A 15762-nucleotide genomic window follows, 5' to 3' on the forward strand; every position below is an offset into this window, starting at 1 on the left:
CATGAAGAAAGAAAAGAGTTCACTTTGGGAATGGATCAAAGCAATTTTGATTGCAATTGTATTAGCGGGCGTTATTAGACAGTTTTTCTTTGCGCCAATTCTCGTAGATGGTGTATCGATGTCACCAACTTTACATGATCGTGATCGAATGATTGTTAATAAAATAGGTTATCACATAGGTGATCCGAAGCGCTTTGATATTATTGTATTTCGAGCGACGGAAGAAAAAGATTATATTAAGCGTATTATCGGCCTACCAGGCGATGAAATCGAATATCGTAATGATAAACTATACGTTAATGGAAAAGCTTATGAGGAGCCGTACTTAGACAAACAAAAAAAACAAATTTCTGACGGACCGCTTACATATGATTTTACTCTGGAAGAAATGACTGGAAAGAAAACTGTCCCAGAAGGTCAATTATTTGTTTTAGGTGATAATCGCCGTTTTAGTAAAGATAGCCGGACAATTGGTACAATTTCAGTGGACCAAGTAATTGGTAATGCAAATATGTTATATTGGCCGTTAAAAGATGCACGTATTGTGAAATAACAGAAAAAGAAGGTGGCAACATGGCAATTCAATGGTTCCCAGGGCATATGGCAAAGGCTAGACGCCAAGTAACAGAAAAATTAAAGTTAATCGATGTTGTAATTGAGCTTGTAGATGCTCGATTACCTTTATCTTCTCGAAATCCGATGATTGATGAAATTATTACACATAAACCGAGGCTGGTTGTTTTAAATAAGGCGGATATGGCAGATGATCGTTTAACGAAACAATGGATTGCATATTTTAAAGAAAAGGGCCATAAGGCAATTTCAATTAATGCGCAAGCTGGACAAGGTATGAAAGAAATTGCAGCAGCTTGTAAAATCCTTGTTAAAGAAAAATTCGATAAAATGGTTGCTAAAGGTATTAGACCGAGAGCGATTCGTGCTTTAATTGTAGGTATTCCAAATGTTGGTAAATCCACTTTGATTAATAAATTAGCGAAGAAAAATATCGCGAAAACAGGAGATCGTCCTGGAGTAACTACAGCTCAGCAGTGGATTAAAGTTGGAAAAGAAATGGAGCTACTTGATACACCAGGTATTTTGTGGCCTAAATTTGAAGATCAATTAGTTGGTTTACGTCTAGCTACGACTGGTGCAATTAAAGACTCTATTTTAAATCTACAAGATGTAGCTGTTTATGCATTACGCTTTATGGAGAAACATTATCCAGAACGATTAAAAGAGCGATATAATTTAAATGACATTCCAGAAGATATTGTGGAGTTATTTGATGCAATCGGAAAAAACAGAGGTTGCCTAATGGGTGGCGGCATGATTGATTATGATAAAACATCTGAACTTGTACTTCGTGAGCTTCGTGGTGGTAAACTTGGAAAAATGACGTTTGAAACACCAGAAGAGTTTGCAGAGCAGGTAGAAGATGTGGAAAAAGCAGAAGAAATATAAGACATGCGTTTGTGCGTCTTTTCTTTTTGGATACGTTTAAAAAGGAGTATAGATAGATGCAAAAAATAACTATACAAGAAGCCGAATGTTTGCTACAAGAAATTATAAATGAAGAAGATGAGCGTTTTCAAATGTTAGTGAAAGACGAGAGAAAAGGTGTTCAAAAATTAATTTTGAAGTGGTATAAACAAAAAGAGTTGGCACACAAGGAAAAAGAGAAATTTCTAGAAATGTCTAAGTATGAACATGCTTTGCGTGAAAAAGGAATCACGTATATTGCGGGCATTGATGAAGTGGGACGAGGACCGTTAGCTGGACCTGTTGTGACAGCTGCTGTGGTCCTTCCGGAAGAATTTTATATTCCAGGATTAAATGACTCGAAAAAGTTGAGTGAAGCGAAACGAGAGCGTTTTTATGATGAAATTAAAGAGCATGCGATTGCAATTGGAGTTGGAATTGTATCACCACAAATTATTGATGAAATCAATATTTATCAAGCAACAAAGCAAGCGATGTTAGATGCAGTTGCTAATTTATCATGTACACCAGAATATTTATTAATCGATGCGATGAAGTTGCCTACATCAATTCCGCAAACATCAATCATTAAAGGTGATGCGAAAAGTATATCTATTTCAGCTGCATCTATTATTGCGAAAGTGACAAGGGATCGTATGATGAAAGAGTTAGGAAAAAAGTATCCTGCATATGGATTTGAACAACATATGGGGTATGGGACGAAACAGCATTTAGAAGCGATTGAATTACATGGAGTGTTAGAGGAACATCGGAAATCATTTGCGCCAATTAAAGATATGATTTAAAAATAAGCTGTGAATATACAGCTTATTTTTTTATTTTGGTATATGAACATTATTATTTTCAAAAAAGAATAAAGCGATTTCAGTTTTCTGACACTTTATTGTAGACAGCGTGCCAATCATCTTATACAATGGCAATGTAATGTTTTTTAAACATTAAAAAACTTTTCGAGTAAAACAGGAAAACAGGGGAGGATGGGACCATGAATATCCATGAGTACCAAGGTAAGGCAGTCCTTAGAAGCTATGGGGTTAGCGTTCCGAACGGGAAGGTTGCATTTACAGTAGAAGAAGCTGTAGAAGCAGCTAAAGAATTAGGAACGGAAGTATGTGTAGTTAAAGCACAAATTCACGCTGGTGGACGCGGCAAAGCTGGCGGAGTAAAAGTTGCGAAAAATTTAGAAGAAGTTCGTACATATGCAGAAAGCATTTTAGGAACTACACTTGTGACGCATCAAACAGGTCCTGAAGGTAAGGAAGTAAAACGCTTACTTATCGAAGAAGGTTGCGATATTAAAAAAGAATATTATGTAGGTCTTGTATTAGATCGTGCAACTTCTCAAGTTGTTTTAATGGCATCTGAAGAAGGTGGAACAGAAATTGAAGAAGTAGCAGAAAAAACACCTGAAAAAATCTTTAAAGAATATATTGATCCAGCAGTAGGTTTACAAGGTTTCCAAGCACGTCGAATCGCGTTTAACATCAATATTCCAAAAGAGCTTGTAGGACAAGCTGTGAAGTTTATGATGGGCTTATATAGTGCGTTTATCGAAAAAGATTGCTCTATCGCTGAGATTAATCCACTTGTTACAACAGGTGACGGTAAAGTTATGGCTTTAGATGCGAAATTAAACTTCGATTCTAATGCGTTATATCGCCATAAAGACATTTTAGAACTTCGTGATCTTGATGAAGAAGATTCAAAAGAAATTGAAGCTTCTAAATATGACTTAAACTACATTCCTTTAGATGGAAATATCGGTTGTATGGTTAATGGTGCAGGTTTAGCAATGGCTACAATGGATATCATTAAACATTACCATGGTGACCCAGCTAACTTCTTAGATGTTGGTGGCGGCGCAACAGCTGAAAAAGTTACAGAAGCATTCAAAATTATCCTTTCTGACAAAAATGTAAAAGGTATCTTCGTTAACATTTTTGGTGGCATTATGAAGTGTGATGTTATTGCAGAAGGTGTTATTGAAGCAACGAAGCAAGTAGGTCTTGAGTTACCTTTAGTTGTACGTCTTGAAGGTACAAACGTAGAGTTAGGTAAGAAGATTTTAAATGAGTCTGGCTTAAATATTGTTGCAGCAGAATCTATGGCAGACGGTGCACAAAAAATTGTTTCACTAGTGGGCTAATAGAAAGCGGGGGAGAAAAATGAGCGTATTAGTTAATAAAGATACAAAAGTTATTGTTCAAGGTATTACAGGTTCTCAAGGATTATTCCATACAAAACAAATGATTGAATACGGTACGAAAATTGTCGGTGGTGTAACGCCAGGTAAAGGTGGCACTGATATTGAAGGTGTACCAGTATTTGATACTGTAGAAGATGCAGTGAAAGCAACAGGCGCAAATGCTTCAGTTGTATACGTTCCACCCGCTTTTGCGGCTGATGCAATTATGGAAGCAGTTGATGCAAAGATTGATTTAGTAGTATGTATTACTGAAGGAATCCCTGTATTAGATATGGTAAATGTAAAGAGATATATGGCAGGTAAACATACACGTTTACTTGGACCAAACTGTCCTGGTGTCATTACACCTGATGAATGTAAAATTGGTATTATGCCAGGATACATTCATAAAAAAGGTCATGTGGGTATCGTATCTCGCTCTGGTACATTAACGTATGAAGCTGTACATCAGTTAACACAAGAAGGTATTGGCCAATCTACTGCTGTAGGTATCGGTGGGGACCCTGTTAACGGTACAGACTTTATTGATGCGTTAAAAGCATTTAATGAAGATGAAGAAACACATGCTGTAATTATGATTGGTGAAATCGGCGGTACGGCAGAAGAAGAAGCAGCTGAGTGGGTAAAAGCTAATATGACAAAACCAGTTGTCGGCTTCATTGGTGGCCAAACTGCGCCTGAAGGCAAACGTATGGGCCATGCCGGTGCAATCATTTCTGGCGGTAAAGGAACTGCTGCGGAAAAGATTAAAACAATGGAAGCTTGTGGTATTAAAGTTGCTGAAACGCCAGCTGTTATGGGTGAAACATTAATCTCTGTTTTAAAAGAAAAGGGATTATTTGAAACTTGTAAAAACTATTAATCTTTTTGAAAGACACCTTCTTGTTTGAGGGTGTCTTTTTACACTTTTCCTGTTTACATAATAAAAATTATGGGTAAGGAGAATTAAGATGAAAAGAGAACGATTATTGCACCTACATTACGTGTTGGCGGATCATTGGAAAGCGATGGAGAGGATACTATATGTTGATCCGGAATTGAATAGGATGTACACTTTTAGTGCAGAGCAATTTGAATATTACGCTGGAATATCCTCGAAAAAATCTTCAGAACTAGTAAATTTTCTTCAGAATGCAAGTCTCCCACAATATATCTCCTATTTAGAAAAAAATCGAATGTTTTATATGACTATATGGGATGAGGATTATCCAAAATTATTGCGAGAAATACAAGATCCTCCTTTTGTTTTATATGGAAAAGGGGAGAGGGATTTTCTTAGTAAAGTAAATAAATTAGCGATTGTTGGGACGAGAGACCCGTCTTTATACGGAAAGAAGAGTATGAAATTTATTTTACACCCTTTACTTGAAAAGGAGTGGCTTATTGTTAGTGGGTTTGCAAAAGGGATAGATAAGATTGCTCACGAAGTCACAGTAAGTCAGCATTTCCCGACTATTGCAATCTTAGGACATGGATTATCTTATATGTATCCGAAAGAGAATAGACGGTTATATGACACGTGGAAAGACTATATATTGTTATTGACAGAGTATCCGCCGCATTATGCACCGAAAAAATGGTATTTTCCAAAAAGAAATCGAATTATTAGTGGAATAAGTAAAGGGGTTTTAGTTGTAGAAGCAAAATCAAGAAGTGGATCACTTATTACTGCAGACCTTGCATTAGAGCAAAATAGAGAGGTATTTGCCCTTCCTGGACCAATATTTATAGATAGTGCATCAGGAACGAATTATCTTATTCAACAAGGTGCAAAATTAGTACGAAATGCAGAGGATATCCTGGAGGAAATTATAAATTAGCCATATATTTTTATGTTTTTATTAAACAATTATTGACAAATGGTAGATTGTCACTGTATGGTATATTCATTCTTGATTGACAAAAACAAGAGAAATCAATAAGATTGATGAAGACTTGAATCCACCTCTTAAGGAGGCACTAGCATGTCAGATTACCTCGTAATCGTGGAGTCGCCTTCTAAGGCGAAGACCATTGAGAAATATTTAGGGAAAAAATACAAAGTCGTTGCGTCCATGGGACATGTTCGCGATTTACCTAAAAGCCAAATGGGGATAGAAGTAAAGAATAACTTCACCCCGAAGTATATTACCATTCGTGGTAAAGGTCCCGTTTTAAAAGATTTAAAATCAGCGGCAAAAAAAGCAAAGAAAGTCTATCTCGCGGCCGATCCAGACCGCGAAGGGGAAGCAATTGCTTGGCATTTAGCAAATACGTTAAATGTGGACGTTGAATCAGATTGCCGAGTGGTATTTAATGAGATTACAAAAGATGCAATAAAAGAATCATTTAAACATCCTCGGGCAATTAATATGGATTTAGTAGATGCGCAACAAGCAAGGCGTATACTCGATCGTCTTGTTGGTTACAATATTAGTCCTTTATTATGGAAGAAAGTAAAAAAAGGATTAAGTGCAGGACGCGTACAATCTGTAGCAGTTCGTTTAATTATCGAACGTGAAAGAGAAATTCAAAACTTTGAACCTGAAGAATTCTGGACAATTAAAACAGAATTTGTGAAAGGTAAAGACACATTTGAAGCAAGCTTTTACGGTGTAGATGGTGAAAAAGTTCAATTAACGAACGAAGAACAAGTGAACGAAATAATCGAAAAGATGAAAGATAATGCGTTTTCGGTTGAAAATGTAACGCGAAAAGAGCGGAAGCGTAATCCAGCATTACCGTTTACAACATCTTCCTTGCAACAAGAAGCCGCACGTAAATTAAATATGCGAGCAAAGAAAACAATGATGCTTGCGCAGCAATTGTATGAAGGGATAGATCTTGGAAAACAAGGGACTGTAGGTCTTATTACGTATATGAGAACCGATTCAACAAGGATCTCAGAAACAGCTCAAACAGAGGCTCGTACTTATATTACAGAGTCGTTTGGTGCGGAATACATAGGGACAGAGAAGAAGAAAGAAACGAAAAAGTCGAATGCACAAGATGCGCATGAGGCGATTCGTCCTACTTCGGTAATGAGAAAGCCAGAGGAACTAAAAAGTTTCTTAGGTCGTGATCAATTACGTTTGTATAAACTGATTTGGGAGCGATTTGTTGCAAGTCAAATGGCATCTGCTATAATGGATACTGTTACAGCGAGACTCATTAATAATAATGTTCAGTTCCGTGCAAGTGGATCGCTTGTAAAGTTCCCAGGATTTATGAAAGTGTATGTAGAGTCGAAAGATGATGGTGCGGAAGAAAAAGATAAAATGTTGCCACCTTTAGAAGTAGGGGAAACTGTATTTTCAAAAGATTTAGAACCGAAGCAACATTACACACAGCCTCCGCCGCGTTATACAGAGGCTCGTCTAGTAAGGACACTTGAAGAGCTTGGAATTGGGAGACCGTCTACTTATGTACCGACACTTGAAACAATCCAAAAACGAGGATACGTTGGTTTAGATAATAAACGCTTCGTTCCGACTGAGCTTGGTGGAATAGTAATCGAACTTATTTTAGAGTTTTTCCCAGAAATTATTAACATTGAATTTACTGCCAACATGGAGCAAAGCCTTGATGAAGTAGAAGAAGGAAATGCAAATTGGGTGAAAATTGTTGATGATTTCTACGTAGGATTTGAACCGCGCTTAGAAAAAGCGGAAAAAGAAATGCGTGAAGTGGAAATTAAAGATGAACCAGCTGGGGAAGACTGTGAATTATGTGAGCACCCAATGGTCTTTAAAATGGGTAAATACGGGAAGTTTATGGCATGTTCGAATTTCCCAGATTGTCGTAATACAAAGCCGATTGTGAAAGAAATTGGTGTTACTTGTCCGAAGTGTGATAAAGGACAAATTATTGAACGTCGAAGTAATAAAAAGAAACGTCTTTTCTATGGGTGCGGTACGTATCCAGAGTGTGACTTTGTATCTTGGGATAAGCCAATTGGCCGTAAATGTCCGAAGTGCGAAGGTATGCTTGTAGAGAAGAAGTTGAAAAAAGGCGTGCAAGTACAATGTATTTCGTGTGATTATGAAGAAGAACAACAAATGTGAGCGTAACTGCTCACATTTTTTTCGGGAAGAAAAGGAAAGGTGATATATATGACAACACAAGTAGTAAACGTCGTTGGCGCAGGTCTTGCAGGAAGCGAAGCAGCTTACCAAATTGCAAAACGTGGTGTCCAAGTGAAATTATATGAAATGAGGCCGGTACGACAAACGCCAGCTCACCACACAGATAAATTTGCGGAACTAGTATGCAGTAACTCGCTTCGTGCGAATACATTAACGAATGCTGTTGGGGTTATTAAAGAAGAAATGCGCCTAATGGACTCTGTTATTATTCGTGCAGCTGATGAGTGTTCTGTACCAGCAGGAGGGGCTTTAGCTGTAGATCGTCATGAATTTGCAGCAAAAGTAACTGAGTATGTGAAAAATCATCCAAACGTAACTGTTATGAATGAAGAAATCACTGAAATTCCAGAAGGACCAACTATTATTGCGACAGGTCCACTTACGTCTCCTGATCTTTCTGCACAATTAAAAGAACTAACAGGTGAAGATTATTTCTATTTCTACGATGCAGCAGCACCAATCGTTGAAAAAGACAGCATTGATATGAACAAAGTATATTTAAAGTCTCGTTATGATAAAGGGGAAGCGGCATATTTAAACTGTCCGATGACAGAAGAAGAATTTGATCGTTTTTATGAAGCTTTAATTGCTGCTGAGACAGTACCTTTAAAAGAATTTGAAAAGGAAATTTTCTTTGAAGGTTGTATGCCAGTGGAAGTTATGGCAAGCAGAGGAAGACAGACGCTAGTATTTGGACCAATGAAACCTGTTGGATTAGAAGATCCGAAAACAGGGAAAACGCCATATGCTGTTGTTCAGTTACGTCAAGATGATGCAGCGGGAACGTTATACAATATTGTAGGTTTCCAAACGCATTTAAAGTGGGGACCACAAAAAGAAGTGTTACAGTTAATTCCAGGACTGGAGAACGCAGAAATTGTACGCTACGGTGTAATGCATCGTAATACGTTTATTAATTCACCTAACTTGCTTCGTCCAACATATCAATATAAACAACGTGATGATTTATTCTTCGCTGGTCAAATGACTGGAGTAGAGGGATATGTTGAATCGGCGGCGTCAGGATTACTAGCGGGTATTAACGCTGCTCGACTTGTGAAAGGTGAAGAACCGGTTGTGTTACCACCTGTAACTGCAATGGGAAGTATGGCGAATTATATTACTGCGACAAATGCGAAAAACTTCCAACCAATGAATGCAAACTTCGGTTTGTTTGCGCCGTTGGAGAAGAAAATTAAGAAGAAAGCAGAACGAAATGAAGCATATGCAACACGCGCTTTAGAAACAATTCAAAATTTTGTAAATATTTAGTTGAATTTCTTGCAAAGGCTACTAAGTTGTGATACGATTTAGTAGCCTTTATTGAGGTGAATTATGTGAATGTGAAGAAATTGTTACAATTATTCGTTGGATATTTACAAATTGAAAGAAATTATTCAAAATATACAATTGCAAGTTATCAAAATGATTTAGAACATTTTGTGCAATTTATGGAGCGAGAAGGCATATCCTCTTTTTTAGATGTTACATACGCGGATGTTCGTTTGTACTTAACAACGTTACACGATGAAAAGTTAGCCCGTAAATCTGTCGCAAGAAAAGTATCAAGCTTACGAAGTTTATATCGTTTTTTGATGCGTGAAGGTTATCGGAAAGATAATCCGTTTGCACTTGCGTCACTCCCCAAAAAAGAATTGTCAATCCCAAAGTTTTTATATGCTGAAGAATTAGAGGAATTATTTGAAGTTTCTGATACGGAAACACCGCTAGGTCAAAGGAATCAAGCGTTATTAGAGTTGATGTATGCAACTGGGATCCGTGTGAGTGAATGTACCAATTTACAACTTACCGATATTGACTTCGCAGTGGGAACAATTTTAGTGATGGGAAAAGGAAAAAAACAAAGGTATATTCCGTTCGGAAGTTATGCACAAGATGCTTTAATTACTTATATAGAGAACGGGAGAAAACAGTTAGCTAACAAGACTGAAGAACACTCTCATATGGTATTTTTAAATGCGAAAGGTACGCCGCTAACAAGTCGGGGTGTACGTTATGTATTAAACGAACTCATTAAGAAGGCTTCATTGACAATGCGGATAAGTCCCCATATGTTAAGGCATACATTTGCTACACACATGTTAGATGAGGGGGCGGATTTACGTACTGTACAGGAGCTGTTAGGTCATGAAAATTTGTCGACGACACAAATTTATACGCATGTCTCTAAAGAAAGATTGCGTTCTGTTTACATGAAGCATCACCCGCGGGCATAAATTGCTATTAAAGCTATAAAAACATATAAAGGAGTTTTTTCTATGGGGAATTTCCACGCTACAACGATATTTGCAGTTCATCATAATGGAGAATGTGCAATGGCTGGAGATGGCCAGGTGACAATGGGAAATGCTGTTGTAATGAAACATACAGCTCGTAAAGTTCGCAAACTTTTCCAAGGTAAAGTTTTAGCTGGTTTTGCAGGTTCAGTTGCTGACGCATTTACTCTTTTTGAAATGTTTGAAGGAAAATTAGAAGAGTATAATGGCAACTTGCAGCGTGCTGCTGTTGAAATGGCAAAACAATGGCGTGGCGATAAAATGTTACGTCAGCTAGAAGCGATGCTCATTGTCATGGATAAAACAACTATGCTCCTTGTTTCAGGTACAGGAGAAGTGATTGAACCGGATGATGGTATTTTAGCAATTGGATCAGGTGGGAATTATGCACTTTCTGCAGGTCGTGCTTTAAAGCAATATGCAAGTGAACACTTAACAGCGAAACAAATTGCGAAAGCGAGTTTAGAGATTGCTGGAGATATTTGTGTTTATACGAATCACAACATAATTGTTGAAGAATTGTAGAATCGTAAGGGAGGCATTTTATATGCATTTACATTTTACTCCGCGCCAAATTGTGGAAAAATTAGATCAATACATCATCGGTCAAAAAGATGCAAAGAAAGCGGTTGCTGTAGCGTTGAGAAATCGATACCGTCGTAGTAAATTAGCTGAAAATTTACGTGATGAAATAGCACCTAAAAATATTTTGATGATTGGACCGACAGGTGTTGGGAAAACAGAGGTAGCACGACGAATGGCGAAACTCGTTGGAGCACCTTTTATTAAGGTTGAAGCTACGAAATTCACAGAAGTTGGATATGTGGGTAGAGATGTAGAGTCGATGGTACGTGACCTTGTGGAAACGTCAGTTCGCATCGTAAAAGAAGAAATGGTAGTGAAAGTTCAAGATAAAGCAGAAGAGCAAGCGAATCAACGTCTTGTTGAAATTTTAGTGCCGAGTCCGGAGAAGCAATCTGGATTTAAAAACCCGTTAGAAATGCTTTTTGGCGGTGCTCAAAATTCGAATCAAACATCTGATGCACAGGAAGATGCTGAAATCGAAAAGAAACGTCTAGACGTGGAAAGAAAACTTGCTGCAGGACTTCTTGAAGAAGAAATTGTATCGATTGAAGTGACTGAGCAACAGTCTTCAATGTTTGATATGTTACAAGGAACGGGTATGGAACAAATGGGTATGAATTTCCAAGATGCATTAGGAAGTTTTATGCCGAAAAAAACGAAAAAACGTAAACTTTCTGTAAAAGAAGCGAGAAAACTCTTGACAAATGAAGAGGCACAGCGCTTAATTGATATGGATGAAGTTACACAAGAGGCTGTTTATCGTGCTGAACAGCTCGGGATTATTTTTATCGATGAAATTGACAAAATTGCTGGTAAGCAGTCGAATAGCGTAGATGTATCACGTGAAGGTGTGCAACGTGACATTTTACCAATTGTAGAAGGGTCGAATGTTGCGACAAAATACGGATCAGTAAAAACGGATTATATTTTATTCGTTGCAGCTGGAGCGTTCCATATGTCTAAACCGTCGGATTTAATTCCGGAATTGCAAGGGAGATTTCCGATTCGAGTAGAATTAACAAAATTATCGACAGACGATTTTGTTAAAATATTAATCGAGCCTGACAATGCGTTAATTAAACAATATATGGCATTATTAGCGACTGAAGGTATAGAAATTGAATTTTCAGACGAAGCTATTCGTAAGATTGCTGAGATTGCTTATCAAGTTAATCAGGATACAGATAATATTGGAGCAAGAAGACTTCATACGATTATGGAGAAACTCCTTGAAGATTTATCGTTTGAAGCATCTGAAATTACGTTAGAGAAAATAACGATAACACCTCAATACGTTGAGGAGAAATTAGCAACAATTGCTAAAAATAAAGATGTGAGCCAGTTTATTTTGTAATAGTGTCATCAGGTGACTCGCCCTAGTTTCCAAGTGATGAAAAAATATGTAAGTAACATGTAGGAGGAACTTTTGAAATGGAATTATTAGCAAAAACGAGAAAATTAAATGCGTTATTACAGAGCGCAGCAGGGAAGCCTGTAAACTTTAGAGAAATGTCTGACACAATGTGTGAAGTAATTGAAGCAAACGTGTTCGTTGTAAGTCGTCGTGGTAAATTACTAGGTTATGCAATTCACCAACAAATCGAAAACGAGCGTATGAAACAAATGCTTGCAGAGCGTCAGTTCCCAGAAGAATATACACAAAGCTTATTCAACATTACAGAAACATCTTCAAACTTAGATGTGAACAGTGCTTATACAGCATTCCCGGTAGAAAACAGAGAATTATTCGGTCAAGGTTTAACTACAATCGTACCAATCGTTGGTGGCGGTGAGCGTCTAGGTACATTAGTATTAGCTCGTCTTGGTCAAGAGTTCTTAGATGATGATTTAATCCTTGCTGAGTACAGCTCAACTGTTGTAGGTATGGAAATCTTACGTGAAAAAGCAGAAGAAATCGAAGAGGAAGCACGTAGTAAAGCTGTTGTTCAAATGGCGATCAGCTCATTATCTTACAGTGAGTTAGAAGCAATTGAGCACATCTTCGAAGAATTAAATGGAACAGAAGGTTTACTTGTTGCAAGTAAAATTGCTGATCGCGTAGGAATTACTCGTTCTGTAATCGTAAATGCACTACGTAAATTAGAAAGTGCTGGTGTTATTGAGTCTCGTTCTTTAGGTATGAAAGGAACATACATTAAAGTGCTAAACGACAAGTTTCTACAGGAACTTGCTAAATTAAAAACAAACTAATTTATATAAAAACTCTCCTCGGTTGAGGAGAGTTTTTTGTTTTTTTAAGAGAATGATTTTGCTTACGTAAGGCGTCATGACAACGTTCATTAGAAAACTATTAATTAACCTTCACCGCCTTGCTTAAAGGAAGTGAAGGTTGGGAATACTAGAATTCGAGCGTGAAAAAAAGAAAGTTTTACATTGTTCGCATTTTCGACTTGATTGTAATATTTCAGTATGATATAGTAAGCAGTGGTGTCAGTACAAAGTACACACGTTTACTGATTTAAGTGTTGGTGCTACGTTTGTAGTTTCGCTTAGAGTTGAAGTAAACGGAGGATATCAAAAACCATTTAGGAGGAACTAAATTATGTCAGTAATTTCTATGAAGCAATTGCTTGAAGCTGGTGTTCATTTCGGACATCAAACTCGTCGTTGGAACCCAAAAATGAAGCGTTACATTTTCACAGAGCGTAACGGTATCTACATCATCGACTTACAAAAAACTGTGAAAAAAGTTGAGGAAGCTTACAGAACGATGCGTGACATCGCTGCTGAAGGTGGAGACATCTTATTCGTAGGTACTAAAAAACAAGCACAAGAAGCTATTAAAGAAGAAGCAACTCGTGCTGGTATGTACTTCGTTAACCAACGTTGGTTAGGTGGAACTTTAACAAACTTCCAAACAATCCAAAAGCGTATCAAGCGTCTTAAAGACATCGAAAGAATGCAAGAAGATGGTACTTTCGAAGTACTTCCTAAGAAAGAAGTTGTTCAACTTAAAAAAGAGTTAGAGCGTCTTGAGAAATTCTTAGGCGGTATTAAAGATATGAAAGGTCTTCCAAGTGCATTATTCGTAGTAGACCCTCGTAAAGAGCGTATTGCAGTTGCTGAAGCACGCAAATTACACATTCCAATCATCGGTATCGTTGATACAAACTGTGATCCAGACGAAATCGATCACGTTATCCCAGCAAACGATGATGCAATTCGTGCTGTAAAACTTCTTACATCTAAAATGGCAGACGCGATCCTTGAAGCAAAACAAGGTGAAGAAACTGTTACTGCGTAACAAATTTGGAAAGGTGATAAGGGGTTCGGCCTTTTATCACCTTTTTTAAGGTATAAACACCTTTTTAAAAGGTATAAATACATATTTTAGGAGGATGAAAAACATGGCAATCACTGCACAAATGGTAAAAGAACTTCGTGAAAAAACAGGCGCAGGTATGATGGACTGCAAAAAAGCTTTAACTGAAACTAATGGCGACATGGAGAAAGCAATTGACTTCTTACGTGAAAAAGGTATTGCGAAAGCTGCTAAAAAAGCAGACCGTATCGCTGCTGAAGGTTTAACTTTCATCGAAACAAACGGTAACGAAGGTTTAATCTTAGAATTAAACTCTGAAACTGATTTCGTTGCGAAAAACGAAGGTTTCCAAGCATTAATTAAAGAATTAGCTGCTCACTTATTAGCTAACAAACCAGCTAACATTGAAGAAGCTATGGCTCAAACAATCGAAGGCGGCAAAACAGTAGAAGAGCACATCAACGAAGCAATCGCTAAAATTGGTGAAAAACTTACACTTCGTCGTTTCGAAATCGTATCAAAAACTGATGCTGATGCATTTGGCGCTTACCTACACATGGGTGGACGTATTGGTGTATTAACAGTTCTTGAAGGTTCTACTGACGAAGCAGCTGCTAAAGATGTAGCAATGCACATCGCAGCAGTTAACCCTAAATACATCGACCGCGATGCTGTAACAGCTGAAGAAGTTGAGCATGAGCGTCAAGTATTAACACAACAAGCTTTAAACGAAGGCAAGCCTGAAAAAATCGTTGCAAAAATGGTTGAAGGCCGTCTTGGCAAATTCTTCGAAGAAATTTGCTTACTTGACCAAGCGTTCGTTAAAAACCCTGATATGAAAGTTCGTCAGTTCGTTGAGTCTAAAGGCGGAACATTAAAAGGATTCGTTCGCTACGCTGTTGGTGAAGGTATCGAAAAACGCGAAGACAACTTTGCTGAAGAAGTAATGAACCAAGTAAAAGGTAGCAACTAATACAGATTAGGGAACACTTTGTGTTCCCTTTTTTAAAATAAAGATGTAAGCAATTGGAGGTTCATTATGAGTAAACCGAAATATAATCGTGTCGTATTAAAGCTAAGCGGAGAAGCGTTAGCTGGCGAACAAGGATTTGGAATTAACCCAGCTGTTATTAAATCAGTTGCAGAACAAGTGAAGGAAATTGCAGAACTTGATGTAGAAGTTGCTGTTGTTGTTGGTGGCGGAAACATTTGGCGTGGAAAAATCGGAAGTGAAATGGGAATGGATCGTGCTGGAGCAGATTACATGGGTATGTTAGCAACAGTTATGAACTCATTAGCTCTTCAAGATAGCTTAGAGAACATTGGTATTCAAACTCGTGTCCAAACTTCAATCGAAATGCGTCAGGTTGCAGAGCCTTACATTCGTCGTAAAGCGATTCGTCACTTAGAGAAAAAACGTGTTGTGATCTTTGCCGCAGGTACAGGTAATCCGTACTTCTCTACAGACACAACGGCAGCATTACGTGCAGCGGAAATCGAAGCGGACGTTATTTTAATGGCGAAAAATAATGTGGATGGCGTATATAGTGCGGATCCATCTATTGACCCAACAGCTACAAAATACGAAACACTTACTTACTTAGATGTATTAAAAGAAGGTTTAGGTGTAATGGATTCTACAGCTTCTTCTTTATGTATGGATAACGATATTCCATTAATTGTATTCTCGGTTATGGAAAAAGGTAACATTAAACGTGCCGTTTTAGGCGAAAATATTGGAACAGTTGTAAGGGGGAAATAAAT

The 15762-nt window shown here is 37.7% G+C and carries 15 protein-coding genes; all 15 read left to right on the forward strand.

Annotated elements, in window-relative coordinates; all coding sequences use genetic code 11:
* Nucleotide 1: 1 nt before the first annotated feature.
* Entirely contained in the window at nucleotides 2-553 is a 552-nt protein-coding gene (lepB, locus tag JDS80_RS03475) for a signal peptidase I (RefSeq protein WP_000711850.1), read from the forward strand.
* Nucleotides 554-573: 20 nt separating this feature from the next.
* A complete protein-coding gene (gene ylqF / locus JDS80_RS03480; RefSeq protein WP_071746791.1) occupies nucleotides 574-1464 on the forward strand; it encodes a ribosome biogenesis GTPase YlqF in 891 nt (296 codons plus the stop codon).
* Between the two features lie 56 nt (nucleotides 1465-1520).
* Nucleotides 1521-2288, forward strand: a complete 768-nt coding sequence (locus JDS80_RS03485) for a ribonuclease HII (RefSeq protein WP_071746790.1) — start codon at nucleotides 1521-1523, stop codon at nucleotides 2286-2288.
* Nucleotides 2289-2488: 200 nt separating this feature from the next.
* Nucleotides 2489-3649: an ADP-forming succinate--CoA ligase subunit beta gene (gene sucC / locus JDS80_RS03490; RefSeq protein ID WP_001020797.1), complete on the forward strand. Its 1161-nt coding sequence runs from the start codon at nucleotides 2489-2491 to the stop codon at nucleotides 3647-3649.
* A 19-nt stretch (nucleotides 3650-3668) separates the two neighbouring features.
* Nucleotides 3669-4571, forward strand: coding sequence for a succinate--CoA ligase subunit alpha (gene sucD / locus JDS80_RS03495; RefSeq protein ID WP_000115185.1), 903 nt, complete (start codon nucleotides 3669-3671; stop codon nucleotides 4569-4571).
* Nucleotides 4572-4659: 88 nt separating this feature from the next.
* Complete coding sequence (dprA, locus tag JDS80_RS03500) at nucleotides 4660-5529, forward strand: DNA-processing protein DprA (protein ID WP_199637096.1); 870 nt, start codon at nucleotides 4660-4662, stop codon at nucleotides 5527-5529.
* A 144-nt stretch (nucleotides 5530-5673) separates the two neighbouring features.
* Nucleotides 5674-7752 (forward strand): type I DNA topoisomerase, encoded by a 2079-nt coding sequence (topA, locus tag JDS80_RS03505; protein ID WP_199637098.1) that lies wholly within the window; start codon nucleotides 5674-5676, stop codon nucleotides 7750-7752.
* A gap of 48 nt (nucleotides 7753-7800) precedes the next feature.
* The gene (gene trmFO / locus JDS80_RS03510; protein WP_199637100.1) at nucleotides 7801-9105 is read left to right on the forward strand and encodes an FADH(2)-oxidizing methylenetetrahydrofolate--tRNA-(uracil(54)-C(5))-methyltransferase TrmFO; all 1305 of its coding nucleotides are present in this window, start codon (nucleotides 7801-7803) and stop codon (nucleotides 9103-9105) included.
* A 65-nt stretch (nucleotides 9106-9170) separates the two neighbouring features.
* On the forward strand, nucleotides 9171-10070 hold the full coding sequence (xerC, locus tag JDS80_RS03515; protein ID WP_071746786.1) for a tyrosine recombinase XerC: 900 nt from the start codon (nucleotides 9171-9173) through the stop codon (nucleotides 10068-10070).
* 42 nt (nucleotides 10071-10112) lie between these two features.
* The gene (gene hslV, locus JDS80_RS03520; RefSeq protein WP_000526272.1) at nucleotides 10113-10655 is read left to right on the forward strand and encodes an ATP-dependent protease proteolytic subunit HslV; all 543 of its coding nucleotides are present in this window, start codon (nucleotides 10113-10115) and stop codon (nucleotides 10653-10655) included.
* 22 nt (nucleotides 10656-10677) lie between these two features.
* The gene (gene hslU, locus JDS80_RS03525) at nucleotides 10678-12069 is read left to right on the forward strand and encodes an ATP-dependent protease ATPase subunit HslU (protein WP_071746785.1); all 1392 of its coding nucleotides are present in this window, start codon (nucleotides 10678-10680) and stop codon (nucleotides 12067-12069) included.
* A gap of 77 nt (nucleotides 12070-12146) precedes the next feature.
* Complete coding sequence (codY, locus tag JDS80_RS03530) at nucleotides 12147-12926, forward strand: GTP-sensing pleiotropic transcriptional regulator CodY (protein ID WP_000421290.1); 780 nt, start codon at nucleotides 12147-12149, stop codon at nucleotides 12924-12926.
* Nucleotides 12927-13278: 352 nt separating this feature from the next.
* Nucleotides 13279-13980, forward strand: a complete 702-nt coding sequence (gene rpsB / locus JDS80_RS03535) for a 30S ribosomal protein S2 (protein ID WP_000111485.1) — start codon at nucleotides 13279-13281, stop codon at nucleotides 13978-13980.
* 103 nt (nucleotides 13981-14083) lie between these two features.
* Nucleotides 14084-14971, forward strand: coding sequence for a translation elongation factor Ts (gene tsf / locus JDS80_RS03540; protein WP_001018584.1), 888 nt, complete (start codon nucleotides 14084-14086; stop codon nucleotides 14969-14971).
* 66 nt (nucleotides 14972-15037) lie between these two features.
* Nucleotides 15038-15760 (forward strand): UMP kinase, encoded by a 723-nt coding sequence (gene pyrH, locus JDS80_RS03545; protein ID WP_000042662.1) that lies wholly within the window; start codon nucleotides 15038-15040, stop codon nucleotides 15758-15760.
* The last annotated feature ends 2 nt before the right edge of the window (nucleotides 15761-15762 follow it).

The sequence above is a fragment of the Bacillus cereus group sp. N8 genome (assembly GCF_016483685.1).
Lineage (GTDB): Bacteria > Bacillota > Bacilli > Bacillales > Bacillaceae_G > Bacillus_A > Bacillus_A proteolyticus.

What these genes read in the sequence shown, in the direction of transcription:
- lepB (WP_000711850.1), top strand. Translation starts at nt 2, where the DNA reads ATGAAGAAAGAAAAGAGTTCACTTTGGGAATGGATCAAAGCAATTTTG.
- ylqF (WP_071746791.1), top strand. Translation starts at nt 574, where the DNA reads ATGGCAATTCAATGGTTCCCAGGGCATATGGCAAAGGCTAGACGCCAA.
- JDS80_RS03485 (WP_071746790.1), top strand. Translation starts at nt 1,521, where the DNA reads ATGCAAAAAATAACTATACAAGAAGCCGAATGTTTGCTACAAGAAATT.
- sucC (WP_001020797.1), top strand. Translation starts at nt 2,489, where the DNA reads ATGAATATCCATGAGTACCAAGGTAAGGCAGTCCTTAGAAGCTATGGG.
- sucD (WP_000115185.1), top strand. Translation starts at nt 3,669, where the DNA reads ATGAGCGTATTAGTTAATAAAGATACAAAAGTTATTGTTCAAGGTATT.
- dprA (WP_199637096.1), top strand. Translation starts at nt 4,660, where the DNA reads ATGAAAAGAGAACGATTATTGCACCTACATTACGTGTTGGCGGATCAT.
- topA (WP_199637098.1), top strand. Translation starts at nt 5,674, where the DNA reads ATGTCAGATTACCTCGTAATCGTGGAGTCGCCTTCTAAGGCGAAGACC.
- trmFO (WP_199637100.1), top strand. Translation starts at nt 7,801, where the DNA reads ATGACAACACAAGTAGTAAACGTCGTTGGCGCAGGTCTTGCAGGAAGC.
- hslV (WP_000526272.1), top strand. Translation starts at nt 10,113, where the DNA reads ATGGGGAATTTCCACGCTACAACGATATTTGCAGTTCATCATAATGGA.
- hslU (WP_071746785.1), top strand. Translation starts at nt 10,678, where the DNA reads ATGCATTTACATTTTACTCCGCGCCAAATTGTGGAAAAATTAGATCAA.
- codY (WP_000421290.1), top strand. Translation starts at nt 12,147, where the DNA reads ATGGAATTATTAGCAAAAACGAGAAAATTAAATGCGTTATTACAGAGC.
- rpsB (WP_000111485.1), top strand. Translation starts at nt 13,279, where the DNA reads ATGTCAGTAATTTCTATGAAGCAATTGCTTGAAGCTGGTGTTCATTTC.
- tsf (WP_001018584.1), top strand. Translation starts at nt 14,084, where the DNA reads ATGGCAATCACTGCACAAATGGTAAAAGAACTTCGTGAAAAAACAGGC.
- pyrH (WP_000042662.1), top strand. Translation starts at nt 15,038, where the DNA reads ATGAGTAAACCGAAATATAATCGTGTCGTATTAAAGCTAAGCGGAGAA.